Annotated in this window: 18 protein-coding genes; 7 read left to right on the top strand and 11 right to left on the bottom strand. The window is 53.9% G+C overall.

Annotated elements, in window-relative coordinates:
- Positions 1 to 5 precede the first annotated feature (5 nt).
- Complete coding sequence (locus BLL42_RS28015; protein WP_071555972.1) at positions 6 to 437, top strand: hypothetical protein; 432 nt, start codon at positions 6 to 8, stop codon at positions 435 to 437.
- Here BLL42_RS28015 and BLL42_RS28010 read toward each other — a convergent pair.
- Positions 424 to 1,329 carry a hypothetical protein gene (locus BLL42_RS28010; RefSeq protein ID WP_071555971.1) on the bottom strand — a complete coding sequence of 302 codons (906 nt, stop codon included), beginning with the start codon at positions 1,327 to 1,329 and terminating at the stop codon, positions 424 to 426. The two genes, BLL42_RS28015 and BLL42_RS28010, sit on opposite strands and share 14 nt — an antisense overlap.
- Before the next feature lie 158 nt (positions 1,330 to 1,487).
- Between BLL42_RS28010 and BLL42_RS28005 the strand changes: the two genes are divergently transcribed.
- The gene (locus tag BLL42_RS28005) at positions 1,488 to 1,892 is read left to right on the top strand and encodes a TraR/DksA family transcriptional regulator (RefSeq protein ID WP_071555970.1); all 405 of its coding nucleotides are present in this window, start codon (positions 1,488 to 1,490) and stop codon (positions 1,890 to 1,892) included.
- A gap of 43 nt (positions 1,893 to 1,935) precedes the next feature.
- Here BLL42_RS28005 and BLL42_RS30635 read toward each other — a convergent pair whose 3' ends face one another.
- Entirely contained in the window at positions 1,936 to 2,208 is a 273-nt protein-coding gene (locus BLL42_RS30635; RefSeq protein ID WP_071555969.1) for an HU family DNA-binding protein, read from the bottom strand.
- Between the two features lie 177 nt (positions 2,209 to 2,385).
- On the opposite strand from BLL42_RS30635, the gene BLL42_RS27995 reads away from it, so the two are divergent.
- Complete coding sequence (locus BLL42_RS27995) at positions 2,386 to 3,276, top strand: DsbA family protein (RefSeq protein ID WP_071555968.1); 891 nt, start codon at positions 2,386 to 2,388, stop codon at positions 3,274 to 3,276.
- A 135-nt stretch (positions 3,277 to 3,411) separates the two neighbouring features.
- On the opposite strand, the gene BLL42_RS27990 is transcribed toward BLL42_RS27995, so the two are convergent.
- The 6 genes from BLL42_RS27990 to BLL42_RS27960 form a co-directional block, all read right to left on the bottom strand.
- Positions 3,412 to 4,113, bottom strand: a complete 702-nt coding sequence (locus BLL42_RS27990) for a hypothetical protein (protein WP_071555967.1) — start codon at positions 4,111 to 4,113, stop codon at positions 3,412 to 3,414.
- A gap of 51 nt (positions 4,114 to 4,164) precedes the next feature.
- Complete coding sequence (locus BLL42_RS27985; RefSeq protein ID WP_071555966.1) at positions 4,165 to 5,625, bottom strand: Shedu immune nuclease family protein; 1,461 nt, start codon at positions 5,623 to 5,625, stop codon at positions 4,165 to 4,167.
- A 134-nt stretch (positions 5,626 to 5,759) separates the two neighbouring features.
- Positions 5,760 to 6,671 (bottom strand): 3'-5' exonuclease, encoded by a 912-nt coding sequence (locus BLL42_RS31210; protein ID WP_408004046.1) that lies wholly within the window; start codon positions 6,669 to 6,671, stop codon positions 5,760 to 5,762.
- Positions 6,637 to 7,239 (bottom strand): DEAD/DEAH box helicase family protein, encoded by a 603-nt coding sequence (locus BLL42_RS31205; RefSeq protein WP_408004045.1) that lies wholly within the window; start codon positions 7,237 to 7,239, stop codon positions 6,637 to 6,639. The genes BLL42_RS31210 and BLL42_RS31205 overlap by 35 nt, the downstream gene beginning before the upstream one ends.
- 987 nt (positions 7,240 to 8,226) lie before the next feature.
- A complete protein-coding gene (locus BLL42_RS30835; protein WP_071555963.1) occupies positions 8,227 to 8,874 on the bottom strand; it encodes a topoisomerase DNA-binding C4 zinc finger domain-containing protein in 648 nt (215 codons plus the stop codon).
- Entirely contained in the window at positions 8,865 to 10,382 is a 1,518-nt protein-coding gene (locus BLL42_RS27960; protein WP_269086220.1) for a type IA DNA topoisomerase, read from the bottom strand. Before BLL42_RS27960 ends, BLL42_RS30835 begins: the two co-directional genes overlap by 10 nt.
- 310 nt (positions 10,383 to 10,692) lie before the next feature.
- Here BLL42_RS27960 and BLL42_RS31200 point away from each other — a divergent pair, with 310 nt between their 5' ends.
- From BLL42_RS31200 to BLL42_RS27945, 3 genes are all read left to right on the top strand, one after another.
- The gene (locus BLL42_RS31200) at positions 10,693 to 11,271 is read left to right on the top strand and encodes a PD-(D/E)XK nuclease family protein (RefSeq protein WP_129587031.1); all 579 of its coding nucleotides are present in this window, start codon (positions 10,693 to 10,695) and stop codon (positions 11,269 to 11,271) included.
- 199 nt (positions 11,272 to 11,470) lie between these two features.
- On the top strand, positions 11,471 to 13,318 hold the full coding sequence (locus BLL42_RS27950) for a phospholipase effector Tle1 domain-containing protein (protein ID WP_071555960.1): 1,848 nt from the start codon (positions 11,471 to 11,473) through the stop codon (positions 13,316 to 13,318).
- Positions 13,319 to 13,455: 137 nt separating this feature from the next.
- Positions 13,456 to 13,986 carry a DUF2931 family protein gene (locus tag BLL42_RS27945; RefSeq protein WP_330220795.1) on the top strand — a complete coding sequence of 177 codons (531 nt, stop codon included), beginning with the start codon at positions 13,456 to 13,458 and terminating at the stop codon, positions 13,984 to 13,986.
- A 146-nt stretch (positions 13,987 to 14,132) separates the two neighbouring features.
- Here the strand turns inward: BLL42_RS27945 and csrA are convergent, their stop codons facing one another.
- From csrA to BLL42_RS27930, 3 genes are all read right to left on the bottom strand, one after another.
- Complete coding sequence (csrA, locus tag BLL42_RS27940; protein WP_071555958.1) at positions 14,133 to 14,318, bottom strand: carbon storage regulator CsrA; 186 nt, start codon at positions 14,316 to 14,318, stop codon at positions 14,133 to 14,135.
- Between the two features lie 26 nt (positions 14,319 to 14,344).
- Positions 14,345 to 15,346, bottom strand: a complete 1,002-nt coding sequence (locus BLL42_RS27935; RefSeq protein WP_071555957.1) for a ParB/RepB/Spo0J family partition protein — start codon at positions 15,344 to 15,346, stop codon at positions 14,345 to 14,347.
- A 619-nt stretch (positions 15,347 to 15,965) separates the two neighbouring features.
- The gene (locus BLL42_RS27930) at positions 15,966 to 16,832 is read right to left on the bottom strand and encodes an eCIS core domain-containing protein (protein ID WP_081427379.1); all 867 of its coding nucleotides are present in this window, start codon (positions 16,830 to 16,832) and stop codon (positions 15,966 to 15,968) included.
- A 430-nt stretch (positions 16,833 to 17,262) separates the two neighbouring features.
- Here BLL42_RS27930 and BLL42_RS27925 point away from each other — a divergent pair, with 430 nt between their 5' ends.
- Positions 17,263 to 18,072: a hypothetical protein gene (locus tag BLL42_RS27925; RefSeq protein ID WP_071555955.1), complete on the top strand. Its 810-nt coding sequence runs from the start codon at positions 17,263 to 17,265 to the stop codon at positions 18,070 to 18,072.
- The last annotated feature ends 71 nt before the right edge of the window (positions 18,073 to 18,143 follow it).

Genomic DNA, 18,143 nt, shown 5'->3' with positions numbered 1-18,143 from the left:
AGGATATGAACGCAAGAAAGGAAAAGACTCTGCACATCGCGGTACTTCCGATTGGCGAGCCAATGGAAGAGGATTTGCTGGTACCGGGTATCTACCAAGCCCAGGTCGAGGCGGGGCTCAATTCGGCGGATTCAGCTGAAGCCGCGCTGAACGCGTTCAAGGAACGGTTCGAGATCGCCAACAAAGAGGGCTTCGCTTTCTTTGTCTTCGATCCCGATGAAGGCCGAATTATCTCCCCTTCGGGACGTCAGGTGCTCAAAGGTAGGCTGATTGAGCAGTTCAATGTTGCTTGTACCTTCATGACGGGGTTGATTCCCACCTGGCTATTCGACAAGTTCCGCTTGAGCCTCATCGAAACTGCGAAGACAACTGCCAAAACGTCCAAAGCTGAAGTTTTACGCTCACTGAATGGCGACCCCATCCTCATTCGAAGCTGAGGTCACTCTTGAAGGGCTCACCCTCATCGGCCTGGCTTTCCTGGTCTGGCACCGAAGCAGTGGGAGGGACGAAATCGGGCTTCAGGCATCTGATAGGCTGGTCCCGGAATCGTCCCCAAGCTTCTTCCCACCCCTGAGAGTGATCTGCTTCTACCAAGGTGACGTCCAGGCAGTCCGCCTCCGGAAGTGCAATCATGTAGGCCTCAGCGACCGCCTGGGGGACTTCCAAGTCGGTTTTCCCCACCAGATGGCGCTGTGGGATGATCTGCAGCTTTTTCGCGAATTTTATCGGATCGACAGAGCCCTTTAGAGGGGCCATCTGGTGGAGCCTGCTCCAGGTTGTGGGAGTAAGGTTTCCCCCCAATGTCTGGACCCGGATCACATCAGTTCTGGTCGCTGCCAGCAGTAACGCTACAGTCCCGCCTCCCCCATAGCCCACCAGCTCGAATGTTTGGTTGTGATGGATACCTTTCAGAAACTCCAGCGCTTCCTGGTAGCTGGTGATGACGCTTGAGCTGAAGCGCCTTTCTGACCATTCCGCTGGTGCGCAACGTTCGCTCCAGACGTACTGACAGGGTCTTGCGATATACGCAGAGGGGGCTGGATCGGTAAGGGCCAGCTTTACCAGCATCAGTCTTTTGGGGGTAGGGTTGATTGCTCTCTTTGATTCTGATGCCGTGATGCCGTTATCTTCGATGTAGACGCGGAGCGTCGATGATTCTTCTGCATGTTCTTTGAATGCCGCCAAAAGGGGGAAGGGGGACGTCTGCAGAACTGTCGCACGGCCACCTGCCAAGGTAATTTCAGTTGAGAAATTTTTGATGGATGAGGCACAGCCTCCCAGCACTGCAACACTCAGCCAGACGACTGCAAACTTCGCTTTGAGCACCATTACGACTCCAATAGCCTTCCCGAACAATGCACCAATGTTCGCGACCTTTCTCAAAGACCACCGGCTCAAACGTCCCCCTCCCTGGGGGCAATTCAACACCTGGCCAGGAATCGCTTCCCCCTACGATCAGTGCTGGTTTTCCATGTGTGGAGTCTGTCATGACACGAGAAGAGCTATTGACGTCTGGTGAGGCAAATTACATGAACGACGCTCACCTTGTCTTTTTCAAGGCGTTACTCCAATCCCAGCTGCAGGAGTGTAACGAGCGGGTCAGCAGTGGGTTGAAGGCTCTATCTGCGTTGGAGAAGCCTGTTGATGACGTTGATCAGGCGTCGGTCGAGGAGGAGCGGCAAAAGATGCTTCGAATGCTCGATCGTGACCGCATGAACCTTCCGAAGCTGCGCAAGGCAATGGAGAGGATCGATGATCGCAGCTTTGGTTATTGCGAGGAGTCCGGGGAGCCGATTGGGATTAAACGTCTGCTTGCTCGACCTGCAGCTACCCTGTGTATTGAAGCCAAACAACGTCAGGAGCTGCGCGAGAAACATTTGAGGGTGGCGTAGATCGATAGGTCGGGGGCCCAGGTTGATCAAGGCCCCCAGGTATTCAGTTGACGCTGTCTTTCAGGCCCTTGCCAGCTTTGAAGCTTGGTTTTTGTGCCGCAGCGATTGTAATCGGTTCACCTGTGCTTGGATTACGGCCTTCTCGTTCCGCGCGGCTTTTCACCTGGAACGAACCAAATCCGACCAGGGTTACGGTATCGCCCGCCTTCAAGGCATTGGTAATGGTCTCGGTCAGTCCGTCCAGCGCACGACCCGCCACCGCTTTGGATAGGTCCGCACTTTGTGCGATTGCATTGATCAGTTCAGCTTTGTTCATTCGCGCTTCCTCTGAGTGAGTTACCCGAAATGGGTCGCTCAGCTTTGTGCCCCCTTTGATTGTACCCAGTGAATTGGGCAGGAGAGGGCGGTTTGCCCCCACGGCGGGGGTCAATTGCCTGAGTGGAACAGGAGTCTGGCTCTTACTCTTCCTGCACCTAATCATGGATCTTTCGATATGACCTTCAAAGCCCTTCTCGGAACGGCATGTGTGTCGGTGGTGATCTCGTTGTCTACCGCTGCTTGCGCCTTTCTCTATTGGAAATCGACTGCACCGTTCATCGCGAACAACCAGACTCAATTCAACGAAATGGTGGCCAAGAGTATCAAGCTCAATCGGGCTGATCAGTTCGCCGCTGAGGTCAACAAGAAGCTCGCCAAATACGAGGACCTGGCCGTAAACGACGCACCGGAAGGGCGCCGGATCTACGGAAAGCTCGATGCGCGTTTTACCCTCATGGAGTTTTCCGACTTCGAGTGCCCTTACTGCAAGCGCTACCATGAGACCCCGAAAAAGTTAGTCGATCAGGCTCCAGACCACGTTAAGTGGGAATGGCGGCACATGCCTCTCGATTTCCATAACCCAGCCGCCACACGCGAAGCGGTGATGACTGAGTGTGCAGCGGAGCAACGTGGGGCCGCGGGCTTCTGGGTGGCCGCGGAAGAAATGTTCAACAAGACGCGCGGTAACGGTCAGGGTATCCCTGACGTCGACGAATTTGCCGCGGGGATTGGCCTCGATACAGACAAGTTCCAGGACTGCCTGAAAAGTGGGCGGTATGACCAGCGGATCCAGGCGGATATGAAGCTGGCCGAGAAGTACAAGGTGACTGGTACACCGGCAACATTGATCATCGACAGCCTGACCGGTGAGGAAAAACTGGTATCCGGTGCATTGCCGATTCAGAAGCTTATTGCGACGATCTCTGGAATGATCGATGCACACGAGCAGCGTAAGTCCCAACCGGTTGAGGGCTCGGCAGACGCACAGCCTGAAGCCGGAAGTGCATCGGCTAGTGCTCAAGCCGCGACGGTAGAGGCAGGTTTGCCCTCGGCTAACGGTCAGTAACTTGTAGGGATCCAGCTTACAGCTGTAAGGCGCTCTGGCCGATACCAGGGCGCATTTTTATGTTGTCATGGCTAAATAAAGCTTGTGAAGAAAAGCAAGTAGCAAGATCGGGAAACGGCAACGTCACTATCGCAGTCAATTTGACATCTGATCACGGCAGATATTTTGGCGCGCATCGACTAATTCAAAATAATCCTTTAACGACACCAGTGGCTTCGGTGCTGGATTTACCCCATATTTTTCCAAAAGTGGCAATACGGCGTCGGGTAGCGGCAGGACCTTGCGCTCACCCTTGTAGCTCAGGCTGTAAATTCCAAACGGCCACGAACGGTGCAACGTAAGCTGGTCAGCTGCCGGGTAGAAAACATCAGTGACTAGCGCCTTCATCTGTCGCCCGGCGTTCTTGAACAGCTCAACCCTATTTTTACCCTCCAGAGCAATGAAAAGGGGGAGGGTGCCGACTCTGCAAACCCTGGGCGAGTTGTGATGGTGCCGTTCCTCCAGAGTGGCGAGCTCATCAGATTTGTCCATGACTTCGTCGGGTGGTGTTGGCCTGAAGTGGTCATTTGGGGAGTAATCATTGTAGGTTCCGCTCACAATTGTGTCCGGATTCAGGTTCCTAGGCTGCATCCTCTCGTAGTCGTAATAGGTCAGAGAAAATGGGAGTACCTGCATGACAAATTTTGCTGGGTGCACTGCTGTCCATCTTCTGGGAGGAGGATCAAACCCCTTCAGCTTTCTGATCAGCCGTTCTCTCCAATTGCCTGGAACGTATTTTCGGCCCTCTTCATCGAAAAGGTCTTTGGCTTTGACAAAGGCGGCAGCTGCATCTTGCATATGTGATTCCCCCATAACTCTCATCGTCAATGATCGGGCAAGAAGTATGCGTTAGAACGGCAAGTGTTCCTGATACGTCCTTGGGGCATGCTGGTTCTCCGCTGCTAGGGCCTTATGTACATCCACCAGGCGCTGCTGCAGCTCATCGAATGTCACTATCCTCACATCCCTTAGGCAATTCCGATATTGCTCAAATGAGCGTCTCTCGACCTTCTTGGCGGGGGTAGTGCCCACGATGATGATTGCTGAAATGGAGTGATCATGAACCTCATCTTCGAGGCCATCCTTGAGCTGGAAGATTTCCCGCTGCGCGCTCGCGCGCTGGGCAATGATCTGTGCCACAGAACCACTTAGCTCAGTTGATGGTGCATACGTGTCACCTCCGCGATAAGGCTTTCCGGCTAAGAGATCCGTATCGGGACGTTTTATTTCGATTAGAGCTAGATTCCCGGTCGAGCGAGCTGCGATAAGGAAATCGCTGTAGTTTCCTCCCTTATCGTTGAAGCTTTTGTTTCCGACGTAGGGGCGCTCACAGATTATTTTGATTGGATAGGCAAATGCCATATTCAGTATGAATGGGTTGTCGCCAAGGAAGCGTTGCCACTTACCCTCGATGTGTCTTGTGGCCATGAGGCTCTTGAACTGCTCAATCAGATCGCCAAGGGTGACTAGCTCAATCTCAGCTTGGAGCTGGAGAAGTACTCTCGGCTCGGATTTCGAAATCTCTCGTGCGTTATGTCGTACTAACGCAGTCGCTGTTTGCCGGTCTTTTGCAGACAGCGGTACAGCTCTATTCCCTTGGTTTAGCAACTCACTTAGTAGATCAGGGGGGAGCTTTTTAGCTTTTGCTGGGTACTTGGTAGGATCCGCAGCGTGAACCAATCCGCCGTAACAAACGAGTTGCTTATTTTCACGGGCTTCTCGCTGATACCGCCTTGTCAGACGGGATAATTTCTGCCGAATATCCTGGTACCGTTCAATACCCAGGATGTAGAAAACTCCATCGATTTTTGCATCTCTTCGTCCGTTTCCCCCGTGAATACATAGAGCTGTAACACCATGGATACTGGCAATAGACTCAAGGATAAATCGATATTCCCACTGAAGCCCCAACCCAGAGCGCCAATCCTGGTAAAACCCCTCAGGTAGCGCTTCAAGAAGAGCGTTTAGCGTGTCTTCTGACGTTGGGATGATGTAGGGGGAAACGACCGGTCTCGTGAGCCAGATCTCTGTGATAGAACCGTATTTCGGAAGGCCATAATTCGCCGACCCAGCATGTTGATGGATCGGCCAGATCCTAACCGTATCAGCGTTCACCGTAAGTATCCGATGCCAGGAATCAGGTGAAGAGTTATCGGAAGGTGCTAGGTCGCTAAAATAGACATCAGCCGAGTGCGCCTCCTCGGCATGTTCTGTCGGGAATTGGTCCTCAGTGTAGAACTGAAAATCAAGAAAGGGCCCGCCGTCGGCCCGTGTTTCATAGCTCAGTTGCGAAGGTCGTAAGGACGCCACTCTAAAGCTCCGTAGGGTCAAGTGTTTCTAGTCTACTGGAGCCCTGAGTTTTTATGGCCAGGTTTGATATGCAGAGACATGTCGGGATTACCCGCCCTGCATTTGGGGTAGATTATCGCGGATACGAAAACCGGTTACCCGAGTGAAGCAACAGGAGCTCGTCGATCCCTTTTCTGAACGAAATCCGCCATAAGTCCGATCACAACGGTATTGAGCGCCAGGATCTGCATGGCGCGTGTAATCGCCACATAAAGCAAGTTCAGCTCATCATCCCGCTCCTCGGGTTCCATTTTTGGATCGAGCGGATCCGCAAAGTCCTCGTACAGTTTCACAGCGTCCCACTCCAGGCCCTTCGCTTTGTGAGCGGTGGTTAGGGTGACGGTTGCGTCGAACTCTTCTTTTACTGAGCATTGACGAAGCTCAGCCAGGCGCTCAAGCAGATCGTCGTAGGTGTCGATGAGTTTGACCGAGCGCTCCATCTCGCGATCATTCGATTCCTCCGCAATGACCCGGTACTCTTGGAAGTCCCGGTACTCATCGAGCAGTTGGCGCCGACGAATCTCACTGTTCTCGCCCTTGCTAAAGCGATAGAGGTCCTCGAGCTCGGAAAACTTGTAGGCTTCCAAGCCACCAACCCAGAATATTTTGTGCCCATGGGCAGCAAGCATCAGGGCGTTCTCGATAACGCCCATCACCGTACGGTGCAGCACGGCATGGTGATCGATATCATCAGGAAGTTTGCGCGTCACCTTGGTGGCCGGTCCCGCGCCGAAGATTTCGAGCTCCTCACCTTTGTAGGAGAGGATGATATTTGCGGTATGAGCCACGGCTGGGCCGAAGCGAAAAGAGCTGGTCAAGTACATCTCGTCAACGCCATCCATCGCCGAGTGGTCCAGGGCGTTTACCGCACCCCGAAAGCGATAGATTTGCTGGTGCGAGTCGCCGCAAATGATCACCTTGGCTTTCTGTCTGAAAATTACATCAATCAAGCACGCATTCAGGTCCTGACCTTCATCGACGAGGATTGTCGTATAGCGATTGGACAAGTCTGGGTACGATGTTTGCCACAACTTGAAATACCCGTCGGGTTATTTTTACTTCTTTGTCGTTGAGGTCGATCATTCGCTGCCACAACATGCTGGCGCCAGCGACTACCGAGGAGCGGTACTGTGCTTTTTTGCCGGACAGTTCAGTACCGGCTTCGACGCGATTGAAATGTTGCTCTCCGATATCGAGGTCAGCACTGTTCAGGTAGTTGGTCAGCGTCTCCTGGATGTCTTTGACGGCTGTCCAGTTACGTGTGTCCACGGCGTTCGCGATGTCCGTCAGCCGGAGATTCTGGGTCAGCTTTCCAGAATAGCTTCGACCGATGCTGTGGTACGCCAGTTGGTGGGCAGTTTTACAGTCCACCCCTTTTGGAAATTTGGTTGCCGCTTCGTCACGGATCGCCCTGTTGTAAGCGACATAGAGAATCCGCTCTCTCGGATTCGCCTCCGCATATTCAGCCAGGGTCGTGGTCTTTGCAGCACCGGCAAAGGCACGGATGCGCAGGCGCCGACCTCGATACTCCCTGATTGCAGCTTGTTCCTGGGTCAGCGTGATCTGCTTTTTCATGTTCATCTGCCTATTAGCTCGTAATACTCAAAGCCTATCAGCGCCCTCAAAAACGCAACTGCGCAACGCCCCCCGACCTGGAGGTGCTCCCCCCTTGAGAGGGGCAGTTACGGTGCTTCTTGAATCGTTGTTCAACTCAAACTGCGACCTCCTGGGATACTGGCGACCATGGTCGCTTTTGTTCCGCATTGACGAGAGCAGTGATGAACCTGAAGATTCTTCTGGCGATCCCCATTGGATTTTCAATAGCAGGTTGCACTCAACCGACTCCTAATGTTCCGCAGCGTGACGGGGCATTTTTGAGGTTCGACAAAATTGGGACTGGGGCGGTAGTCCTAGAGGCTGTCGTCGTATCCGGACAGGGGCAGAGAGTCGCTGCTGGTGACATCTCTAAAAGCGGTGGGAAGTTGAAACGCTGGAGTGATACCTACGTGACCATGGGGAAATGTGGCCGTGTCCGGTTCGTATTTGACCGTGCGGATGACAAAGGTCGATTCTGGAAGGCGTCTCCAGCCCCTGAATCCCACCAACCTGGTCAGGGATGCCAAATAATGGACTGGCAGAATTACCAGTGGCAGGAGTTGGCTGGTTAACTCCGTTCGGAGCTAAACCCGTCCATCCCTGCCAGAGGAATCCCCGTTGCCTGGTGTAGGATCAGATGGCTCTGTGTCATGTGATGGATCACGGCGATCTGGACCTGTCCCAATTGGAGAGCCGTCTCAAATGCAGCCCTCTCTTCCGGGGATGGTAACCGAATGCCAACCCCATCCATGGCGATAGACAAGCCTGTGCCTGGGACCATCAGGTACAGGTGGTTTCCTACTATCGCCTGAATGATGGACAGTCCGAGCGACCGCCTTTCCAGCCGCTCCCAGAGATCGAGGACTTCTCGGACTGTGCCCCCGAGAGATGTGGCCTTGCGAGCGATGTCATTTTTTCCAATGCCGACGCTGCTTGAAGCCTCAAGGCAAATCTCGACCTCCAGTTTCAACGTCCGGCACCTCTTGAGGTTCTGCGCGGTTGCTTGGGTTTCTCAACCCAATTCTCGATATCTGGGATGCCATCCAGATCTTGGACAATGGCTTTGCACGCTGGGCGTGATTTGAAACCGGTGCATCCCCAGAATGGCCCCCGAGTCCCTTCTCTGAGGGCCAATTTGTGTTTGTCGCATTTAGGGCAGTTCTGTTCGCTGAGTACCACCTCTGCCTTGGGCTCATTTCCGGTTTTCAGGCGGTCCAAGTCAGGGCTGTGCGGTTCACCACGTTTCCCCTTGGCTTCAGGTGCTGTGGCGCTGCAGTCGGGATAGCGGCTGCAGGAATAGAAGTGGCCGGTTCCGCCCTTCTTACGAACAAACACTCCATCGGAGCACACAGGACAGGGGATGAGATCCGCGCGCATATCGACAAAGGCCTGAGTCGATCCAGCATTAGAGGCGGCTGCCAGCTCGGCCTGCAGGATGTTGTACTGATAGGACACGACAGCTTTGTAACCTGCTTTGCCCGCTGCGATCTGATCGAGGCCATCCTCCATTTGCCGCGTAAAATTGAGCTCGATGAAAGAGAAGTAGTCTTGCAAGACATCTGCGACAGCTTCGCCAAGTGCTGTCGCGTAGATCATCCTGGCCTTTACTTCCATGTAGCCCCTTTTTCAAGGACTGCCTGGGTGGCTGCGTAGGTAGCTGGCCGCCCGATACCGAGGCGCTCCATCTCCTTAACGAGTCCGGCCAAGGACAAGCGGGCAGGGGGCTGTGTTTTTTGCGTTTCGACTGATGGTAAAAGTGCCGTCAAGCGCTGGCCATCGACCAACGCGGGAAGAGGCGCTGTCGATTCATTGTCCTGGACGGTACCTTCCTCCTCTGTCTCATCCCCTTTAGTGAGGGCCATCCAGCCGGGATCAAGCAGAACTCGTCCCTTGGCCAGAAACGGTTGTTGGTGACCCTTGAGCGCAACATCGCTCAGCAGCACAGCCTTTGTCGAATCATAGACAGCAGGGTTCATCTGGCTAGCGACAGCGCGCATCCAGATTAGGCGGTAGAGCTGGGCGTCGGGCGAGTATGGATCATCACCAAACTGGCGCATTTCGATGTCACTGGGGCGGATCGCTTCGTGCGCCTCTTGGGCACTTTCCTTTGACTCCCAAGTATTTGGAGAGTCGGGAATAGCTTGCCCAGAACTCGTTAAAAAATCGCGAATCGCGGCCAATGCTTCATCGCTGAGGTTCAGACTGTCAGTGCGGTGATAGGTGATCGCCCCGGAGTCGAACAGGGACTGTGCCAGTTTCATGGTTTCATCTGGATTCATTTTCAGCCGGGAGGATGCGGCCTGCTGCAGCGTGGACGTCGTAAATGGGGGAGGGGGCTTTCGGTAAGTCTTGCGAGTAACGACTTTCTGTACGGTAAAGCCTCGTTGCTGTTGAATGGCCATGGCCAACCGGTCGATGAAGGCTTTGTCCGTGAAGTGTGCCGGTGGTTCTTGTTCGAGCATTTTGAAAAGGGGGCCGTATTCCCATGTCGCGGTCCATGTTTTAGATGATCCACCGGGAGCCCCACTGAGATTCATGTGAAACTTCACGTCGAGGCGGTAATGCTCGATCTGGACGTGGTCACGAATGGCCCTTTCACGTAGCACGATCAACAGCAGTGCAGAAGACTGCACGCGGCCTGACGAAAGACTCCTACCAATCCCGGCGATTTTGGTCAGCCAGGGGGAGACGTAGTATCCGAAAATTCGGTCAAGCACCCTTCGGGTTTCTTGGGCCTTGACTCTGTTGATGTCGATTTCACGGGGAGATTTGATAGCGTCGAGGATCGCTTTTTTTGTGATCTCGTTGAAGGTGACTCGCCAATATTTCTTGGGTTTGAGTGCCTGAAGCAAGTGCCAGGCTATCGCTTCGCCCTCGCGATCGAGGTCGGTACCCAGATAAACGGTGCCAGCGTCTTTGACGAGTTTTCGCAGCCATGCAACGGTCTTTACCTTATCCGGCAAAACGACGTATTCGGGTTGGAAGTCTGGTGCTGAAACGCCCATTTCGTTCGAGGGCAGATCTCGAATGTGCCCCGCGGAGGCCGTGACCATCCAGCCAGGGCCAATAAACTTTTCTATCTTTTTCGCTTTGGTCGGACTTTCAACGATCAACAGGTTCATCAGGGTCACGTACACCTCCTAATTTGGAGGGTACGATGCCCCGTCTAGTCGATGTTCTTCGCTCCAATCCGCCCCCTGACAGGGGGGGCTGCGTTCACGCTGGCCCTAATATGGAAACGATCGTGCTCCTTGTTACCTGCTTGAGTTCGAGCGCGAGACGCTGCGGACTGTGCAGCGACTTCACCCAAGACTACGAGCATTTCGCAGTGGCCAAGCTTCGATAGGTTTGTAGCTGATACAGAGCGTGGGTGTTTTGTCTGGGTCATAGCAGTTCCATCCAGTGGGTAATCGTCCTCATCATTGCATCTGCATGGAAAACGCAACTACCTGCCAATGTTCTAGCCAAGTGTTAGACCTTGAAAGCTTGCATTGTCCATGGGGGTGGGATGATAGGTGCATGAGACAAGAAAACAGTTCACGCCTGACCAATTGGAGAGAGCCGCTGCCCGCTGAGCTGCGGAGCGCATCTGTGGTCATGTCGGAGAGAGATCTCAGTACCACCATGCCCGTACCTTTGCATGGGCGCTGCGATCAGGTTTTCGATAACGGCCGGTTTCTGTTTGTTGTTGACACGAAGCGTCGCAAGAAGGCTGCGGCGTACATGCGCGATGTTATTCAGCTCTCTGTGTACAGGGTGATCCTGGAGCGCGAATCACAAACACTCTTGGGCTATCGGCGCCCAGTTTCGCCCGTCGGTTACATCAGAGTCACCGGCTACGGTGCTACCACCTATCTACCGGTAAAACTCTTGGCGACAACACAAGTTGTTGCGCTTTGGAATCGATACTGGGAGCTGAAAACCCGTCGAGGTGCTGCGAGCCCGAGGGTAGCTGTCCTTCAGGTTTGTGCAGCCTGCGATCAAGCGCCTCGCTGCCCTCGTTATCAATAGTTCAGTGCTGCAACCACGAAACCGCCACTATCAGGGCTTGGAGTGTTCACAGAGCACATTCTTAAGGAGTGGATCGAAGCAGTACGCCGGAAACAAATTGTTGCACTCGGTTTTGTTATTTTCAGAATTATCTGATTGTTGGGACTTTTGGTTGTCGGCATGGTCCAAGCCCTTCAATGTGCTGATATGGAGGTCGGCAATGTCCGGCAAACCCGCTGCCCGCAAGACCGATACCGTCAGTTGTCCCCGCTGTGGCGCAACTGCAATCGACTCAGGTTCCCCTAATGTCTTTTTCGATGGTTTATCCGCAGCACGCGTAACTGACTGCACCACCTGCGGCAGTGTGCTGACGATGGGGGCCATGTCCTCGGTGAAGATCAATGGTCAGGCCGCCCTGGTCACTGGCTCGCAAGGCACTCATGGCGACACCATCACCGGTGGGTCGTCGACCATCATCATCGGCAACAGCTTCACTCCTGCACCTGTTGCCCCTGTCAGTCCGATGCCTGTTCATCAGGTTGAACCTTCCAGCTACCTACCCCCTGGTGCGGCAACTGCGCGCACACCGGCCACTGCCGCTGACGACTCGGTTTTAGAAGAAGAGGAAGAAGAAGAGGAACTGGACGAAGAAAAGCCCGTGGGTATCACCTTGCGCATCGGCGTGTTCTTCGACGGTACGTTGAACAACGCGAACAACAGCGCGCTGGGGCAATTGTGCGGCGCAACTCATGCCATCAAGCCTGAAGACCTGGACGCCAGCTGCAGGCCGTATATGGCTGACCCGGATAGCAGCTATGCAAATGATGAGTCGAACATAAAAAAACTCAGCGATTTGTACTACTCCACCGAAGAAACGGAAGAATCCAAGCTACAAGGCGAAGTGTTCCGGATGCTTTACGTTGATGGGATAGGAACTTCATCCGGTCAAGCAGATAGCATGATGGGCGCTGGCATGGGACGCGGCGCAACGGGCGTGAGTGGCAAAGTAGAGGAGTCTTTTCGTGAAATCTCAAAAAGAATTTTCCGACTTTTCCAGACCAATCCTGACTCTAAAATCATCAGTCTTACTTTCGATGCCTTTGGTTTCAGTAGGGGCGCAGCAGCTGCACGCCACTTTGCCAACGAAGTGGCTCTAGGTCAGCAAGGCCCCTTGGGGCAAACCATCAAGATGTTCCGTCGAGCTTTCCATGAAACCTTCAGTGGTGAATACCAGCACGATATCCGCATGGGCTTTGTCGGGTTGTTTGATACCGTGGCGTCGGTGGGTGGTCTGGCGAATCTGGGCTATGTGCGAAGCCAAACAGCACCCTGGCTTAAACTTTACCTGCCTCGCAGCTTGTTCCCCAATGTCGTCCAGTTGGCTGCCAGGGATGAAATTCGCGCCAACTTCCCCCTGACCCGCGTTAAAGCCGACCATCCCGAGTACACGCTGCCTGGTGTCCATTCCGACATTGGCGGCGGGTACTTTCCCGAGAGCAAAGAGTGCCTGCTAGTCAGCCCGATGCTGGCGCTGGATGTTCCAGTCACGACCGACGTGAAATACACGTCGATCTATCGCGACGCGCAACAGATGAAGGCTAAGTGGGAGGCCAATGGCTGGCCAGCAGAGATGCTGGAGGTCGTGACACCGTATGTTCGGGGCTTACCACCGTCAGAGCAGGACCGTTTGACCCCTTACAAGCGTGTCTATGCGGCATTGCAGCTCAAGCGACCGGTACGCGGCGAGTTATCACGGGTTTACCTGCGAGTCATGTACGAGTTGGCTAAGCAAAAGGGCGTACGTTTCAAAGCAATCGAGGTGCAGAATTCGAGTTATGTCATTCCGACGGAGCTTCAAGCGCTTTGTGATCGCTTTGTCGTGGGAGACTACAGTACGACACCAGTCGAAGAGCGCCTGCTCAAGCTGAGGTATATTCACACCTCAGCCAACTGGAACCCTCCGACGATTCTGCAAGGTTCAACGCCGCGTACCAGTGTGGCGCTGCTCTATTTTAATGCACCCACGACGGATGGGATTCGCGTGCAACATCCCCATGTACCCGACTAGGAGTCACGAACATGCGAACACTATGGATCTTGTTGGGGATCTTGTTGCTGAGTGCCTGCCAAGCGACGGGGCTTTCAACGGGGCACTCAGATCCAGACTCAGTACCTTGGGAGCTGGGATTTACCGAGCCCAACCTTATGAGTGTTTGGGTCGAAGACAGTGCTGTTGTTGATGTTGATGGCGTCTTTTATCGCCGGGTCGGAAGCGGCGTAGCTTCCGGCGGAAAAAACAGCAGTCCCGATGCGGCTCGTGGTTGGCGTAAGGGGATTGGTGGCAACGAAAGAACCGTTGTAGGTGCTAAAATTCCTGTTCGGATCTACGTGCGTTGGCAATCTCTGGTCGAGCCGCAATCCTATCAAGGGTGGTTTGAGATACCGGAAAGCGCACGGCAGATCATGCATGATGCGGTAACAAAGGACTGTCCAGAATATCCGGAACTAAAGGAAATTCGTGCAGGGGGTTCTGTTCAGCTAGGTCTGGCCCCCGGCGGCATAGTACAAATTTGGGTGCGTGATCAGTGTCAACGACCAGTTAAAGTCGCACGCGGCCAAGCTGAGATAGTGCCCTTGGGACCCGATCTTGGAAGATCCGGCGGGAATTACTTCCCTTTGGAGGATGCCTCCAAACGCTATGTCGAAAAGTACGGAATCCCCTACGGGAGCTGGTAAGGAGCCTCGTGTTTAGCCAGCAATCTGAGCGATTATGCAGCTTTGATTTCAGGCCCTACAACGAAAGCCAAAAAAACGCCGCCTCCCCATTCGGGGTAAGCGGCGGTTTTCCTTAAGTGCAGAGCATTGCGCAACGATGTGAGGGATCAAGCAGTGCGCTTGCGCGGAATCTCTTTCTGAATACGCTCGTAGACTTCGTCCCGATGTACTGGGACTTCCTGGGGGGCATCGATCCCGATCCGGACCTGGCCACCGTCAACCGAAAGAACACGGATGATGATGTCATCACCGATATTGATAGCTTCACCGTTACGTCGAGTAAGAATCAGCATTTGATTTCCCTTCTTCCTTTCCAGATTTAAACGGCCAACTGCTGTTGGTTGTCGTCGTTTGTGCCTTCTTCGGTACCGTCTGTTTTTGGTGCCAACTGTTTCGCTTTGAGCTTCTCGACCTCAGCCAGGATCGTGTCCAGTTGGGCAAAGATATCAGCAGGTAGTTTTAGTTGGATCGTGCCGTCTGTTGCGTCCGGTTGGGCGTCCTTCACATGCTGCCGGAGGCTTGAAAAACCGTTGAACATCGTTTGAGCGAAACTTTTCTTGATCGTCAATGGCATGACGTTCTTGAACTGCTTTTCGGTGACCCTTCGGTTTTTTGGAGTGGCAGTTGCGCCAGGCACAAGAGGCTGTTGTGGATCATTCTCGTCTTCACTTTCAAGAGCTGCGATCTGGGCCAGGACCATATTTAGGGCCTTTTCACCACCGTGAACCTTGAAGAGTTTTCGAGCGAGATATGGTTTGACGACATCATCCTCGACCAGGGCTTGGAGTTCATCTGGTAGGGCGAGCAGTTCGAGCTCCTCCTTGATGTGCTTGCCGGATTTGTTGACGTAAACGCCAGCTTCATCGGGAGACATGCCGCGGTTGATGTAGCGCATGTAGACGCGGGCACGCTGAATAGGTGAGAGGTCTAAACTGTCCTGAGAAGTAACCAAAAGAGCGTCCTGCTCGTTCACGTCACCTTTCATTTCAATACAGCTGAGGCGCAGAATTTGTGCGCCGCGCTCTCTAGCAAGTCGAGCGCCGAGGCGTCGGCAATGTCCCGCACGAACAATCAAGCGACCGTCAACAACCTGGACTATCAACGGCGGCAACATTTGCCCTGCCATATAAGCCTGGGCGAGTTTCTCAATGTGGGCTTTGGTTTTTGGATTGTCGTAGTTCCTAGGGTTGAACCCTGGCTGCTCTTCGAACAAGTCCAAAGGGAATGAGTAAAAATCTCCCCGTTTGGCACCAATGTCGCCTTCTTTTTTTGGCGTGATGCTGGCCGCCAGGGCCTTAAGGCTAGAAATGTTGTTACTCACAATCTTCCTCCGTGACCGGCTACTGCCGTCTTCATTGAATTGAACGGGGGGCTTGGCCCTCACTCGTTTCGATTCTGTGGGTTCCCGAAATAATGCAAGGGTGCTCAGGGGAACCGTTTGCCTGGCAGCAGCGGTTTCTTTGCAGACGCTGCTCACCCGATGTGGGCAAACTCTACAAGTTGCAGGCCATGGGAGGAGGGTTGATTAGCCCCGTCCAAGGGGGCAGTTAGACGACAAACCCCCTCTAGAGGGGCGAATCGGCGATAAAGCGAAGAGGCTGCACGGATAGTGTTTCGACACCTAAAGTCGAGGTGAAAACGATGTCCACACAGTCCATTTCCAGAAGCGAAGAATATCCAAGCAGGTGACCTGCTGCTTAGGCAACAGCAGTCACTTGATGAGATTGCAAGAATCGCGAATGACACGCCGCGGTCGGCTTTTTGGAAAATTGCACTCCACTTGACCACCCGCTTGCATTCGTTCTGACCACCGATTGCATCGGTTTTGACCAGTACGCTTCGTGGCCATGATCGGCAGAGAACGGCCACCCGTCATAAGCTTACCGGCTTGGCGCTCTGGGGGTTTAGTGACCGTGGGAGTGGTCTGCTGCGCTCCTGCGCTATTGGCACACCCATCCATACGGCACGCCACCACCAGGGCAAAATCCTTGACAGGCAGTCGCCATGATGCCACCGCTGGCACATCTTGCGTCCGGGTTGAAGCCGGTGGTCGGCCCGTAACAGCCGCACGCCTGCATGACAGTTCCACTCGGCAGGCCAGGAGGATTTCTTACAAGAATGGGGGCAGGCATTGGGGTGGGTGCTGGGCCTGATCGCTGTGCCCAAGCGAGATAGCCATTCCCTTTTGCATACGCTTCGTCCTCAACGCTATTGGCGTTTCGAGCGTAATGAACCGCAAAGCTTCGAACACCCCAGTTTCGGTATTGGTCGACGTGCGTCAGTTCGTGTGCCCAGAGCGCCTCATCTTCCGCGTCAGACTCCCCCCGGAAGACCACGACATCGATCAACGTGACCGCTGCCGCTGCACCACCTTGTTCGAGAAGGCGCGCTAGATTCACGAATCCGTTATCTCCGACCTTGTACCGGACTTGGTTCATTGATTCCTCGCTGGCATACCCCGTGAGATTCCTTCGGATCTGAGGTGGTATGGGCATGGAGCCGTTTATCGCGGTGTCGCGCGATGATTGAATCGCTTGCTCCAGAACCGGTCCGGTCAAAAGGTTCGCCTGTAGCTCATTCAGTGCGTTCGATACATCTTGCCCCGCCTTCTGCAACGTGTTTGAGCCTTGCTGTATGACTATGCCGGTTTGATTACCTATGTTTTCAGGGCTAAGGCCGCCATGTGTCAAGTTGCATTCCACGTCGAGGACGCTGCCACAAGAGAGGGCCGGTGACGCAACTAAGAAAGCGCTCAGAGCGAGCGCCATACGTTGCAACGCTGCAGGTGGTCTGATCATTCTTCGCATAATCGGCTCCCCGATGAAGTTAATTCATCCACACTGAAAGGACTCCTGAAACGCCCCGGTTTCTGTGGACGCCCCTCCGCTTGAGTCAGACCGAGATGGCCTTCTGCTCTAGTTGGTGATAGTAGCAGCCGGTCGCCACTACGGCGTGTTTTGGTCAAGCCGCATGCAAACGGGCGGTCAACACGAATGCAAATGCCTGGTCAGTGGCAATGCAATTGGGTGGTCAAGTCATTGCAATTTCGCAGCTTTTGAACCACGGTCGTCTTTCGACCGCACGATCGAGGAAGATCTTCATCATCTCGATGCGTCCATACCGAGTGAAAAATTTTGGACTAAGTCTGCAATAATCGCCGTGTTCATCGACTCTGGTGCCGGGATCATTATCGGCGTCCCGCTGGGGTACCTCACTTACTAACGACCTGGACACTGAGTGGAACCGCTACCGCATAAGCTCTATTGGAAAAACTGGGGGGAGTGGTTAGCTGGTGCAGGTGCTCTCTCTATCAAAGCCTTACCGTGCTACCTGCTAGCCGCCTCGATGTTTGGTGGGTTTGGGTTGACTATCTACTTGATGGGGGGAAAGGCGCTTTATCACCTTTTCAACATCAGCTCACCGTTCTTCCTGATCATTGTGGCGATAGCGTTCGCCAAAGACACCGGGGCGCCCGTTGCTGCAACCTGCTATCGGCAGATCTCGAAGGGCTCGTACTGGCTGAACCTGCCACGGTTATCTGCTAAACCCATCCTCGTACTTTTGGTTGGAATGCATTTCGTCTTCATTGGCCTAATGCTTTATTCGCAATATTTTGCGAGTCCCCCTCATTCCCCTGGCCAGGGAACGGTTCTGGAACGAAGTTTTTTTGAGCAAGCGGCGCTTTACGTCATCCTGTTTTCCACGACTATCGAGCAGCAGATGATCCTCGTTCCGCCGCTGATCCTTTTTGGGGGGATATATCACTTCGTGGTCAATATTGGTCTTTCACTGGGGGTGGTTGCCGAAGGCAACGCGGACCAGGTAAACAGTCTGGTCAAGGTTTCCGGCAAGCGAGTGCTATTACCAGTTCTGATTGTTTTGCCTGCGGGAGTCGTTATACAGGCAGCGGCAAAAGCAGCAGGCAATCTGCACCAGGCGCTGGGTGCCGGAGTGCTGCTGGTTTCCACATTTGGATGGCTATTTTTCGGTGCGCTCTCGTGGAAAATCGTAGCGAGCGTGATGGCAGTTACCGCAGAACAGGAATGATTGAAAGAGACACCGTAGCTGCCCGGTGTTCAGGATATGCCCAGTCAGCAACGGCGCCATTTACAGTTCTT

This window comes from Pseudomonas frederiksbergensis (genome assembly GCF_001874645.1).
Taxonomy (GTDB): Bacteria; Pseudomonadota; Gammaproteobacteria; order Pseudomonadales; family Pseudomonadaceae; genus Aquipseudomonas; species Aquipseudomonas frederiksbergensis_B.
Note: the sequence above shows the minus strand (reverse complement) of the source record. Positions and strands in the feature narration are given on the sequence as shown.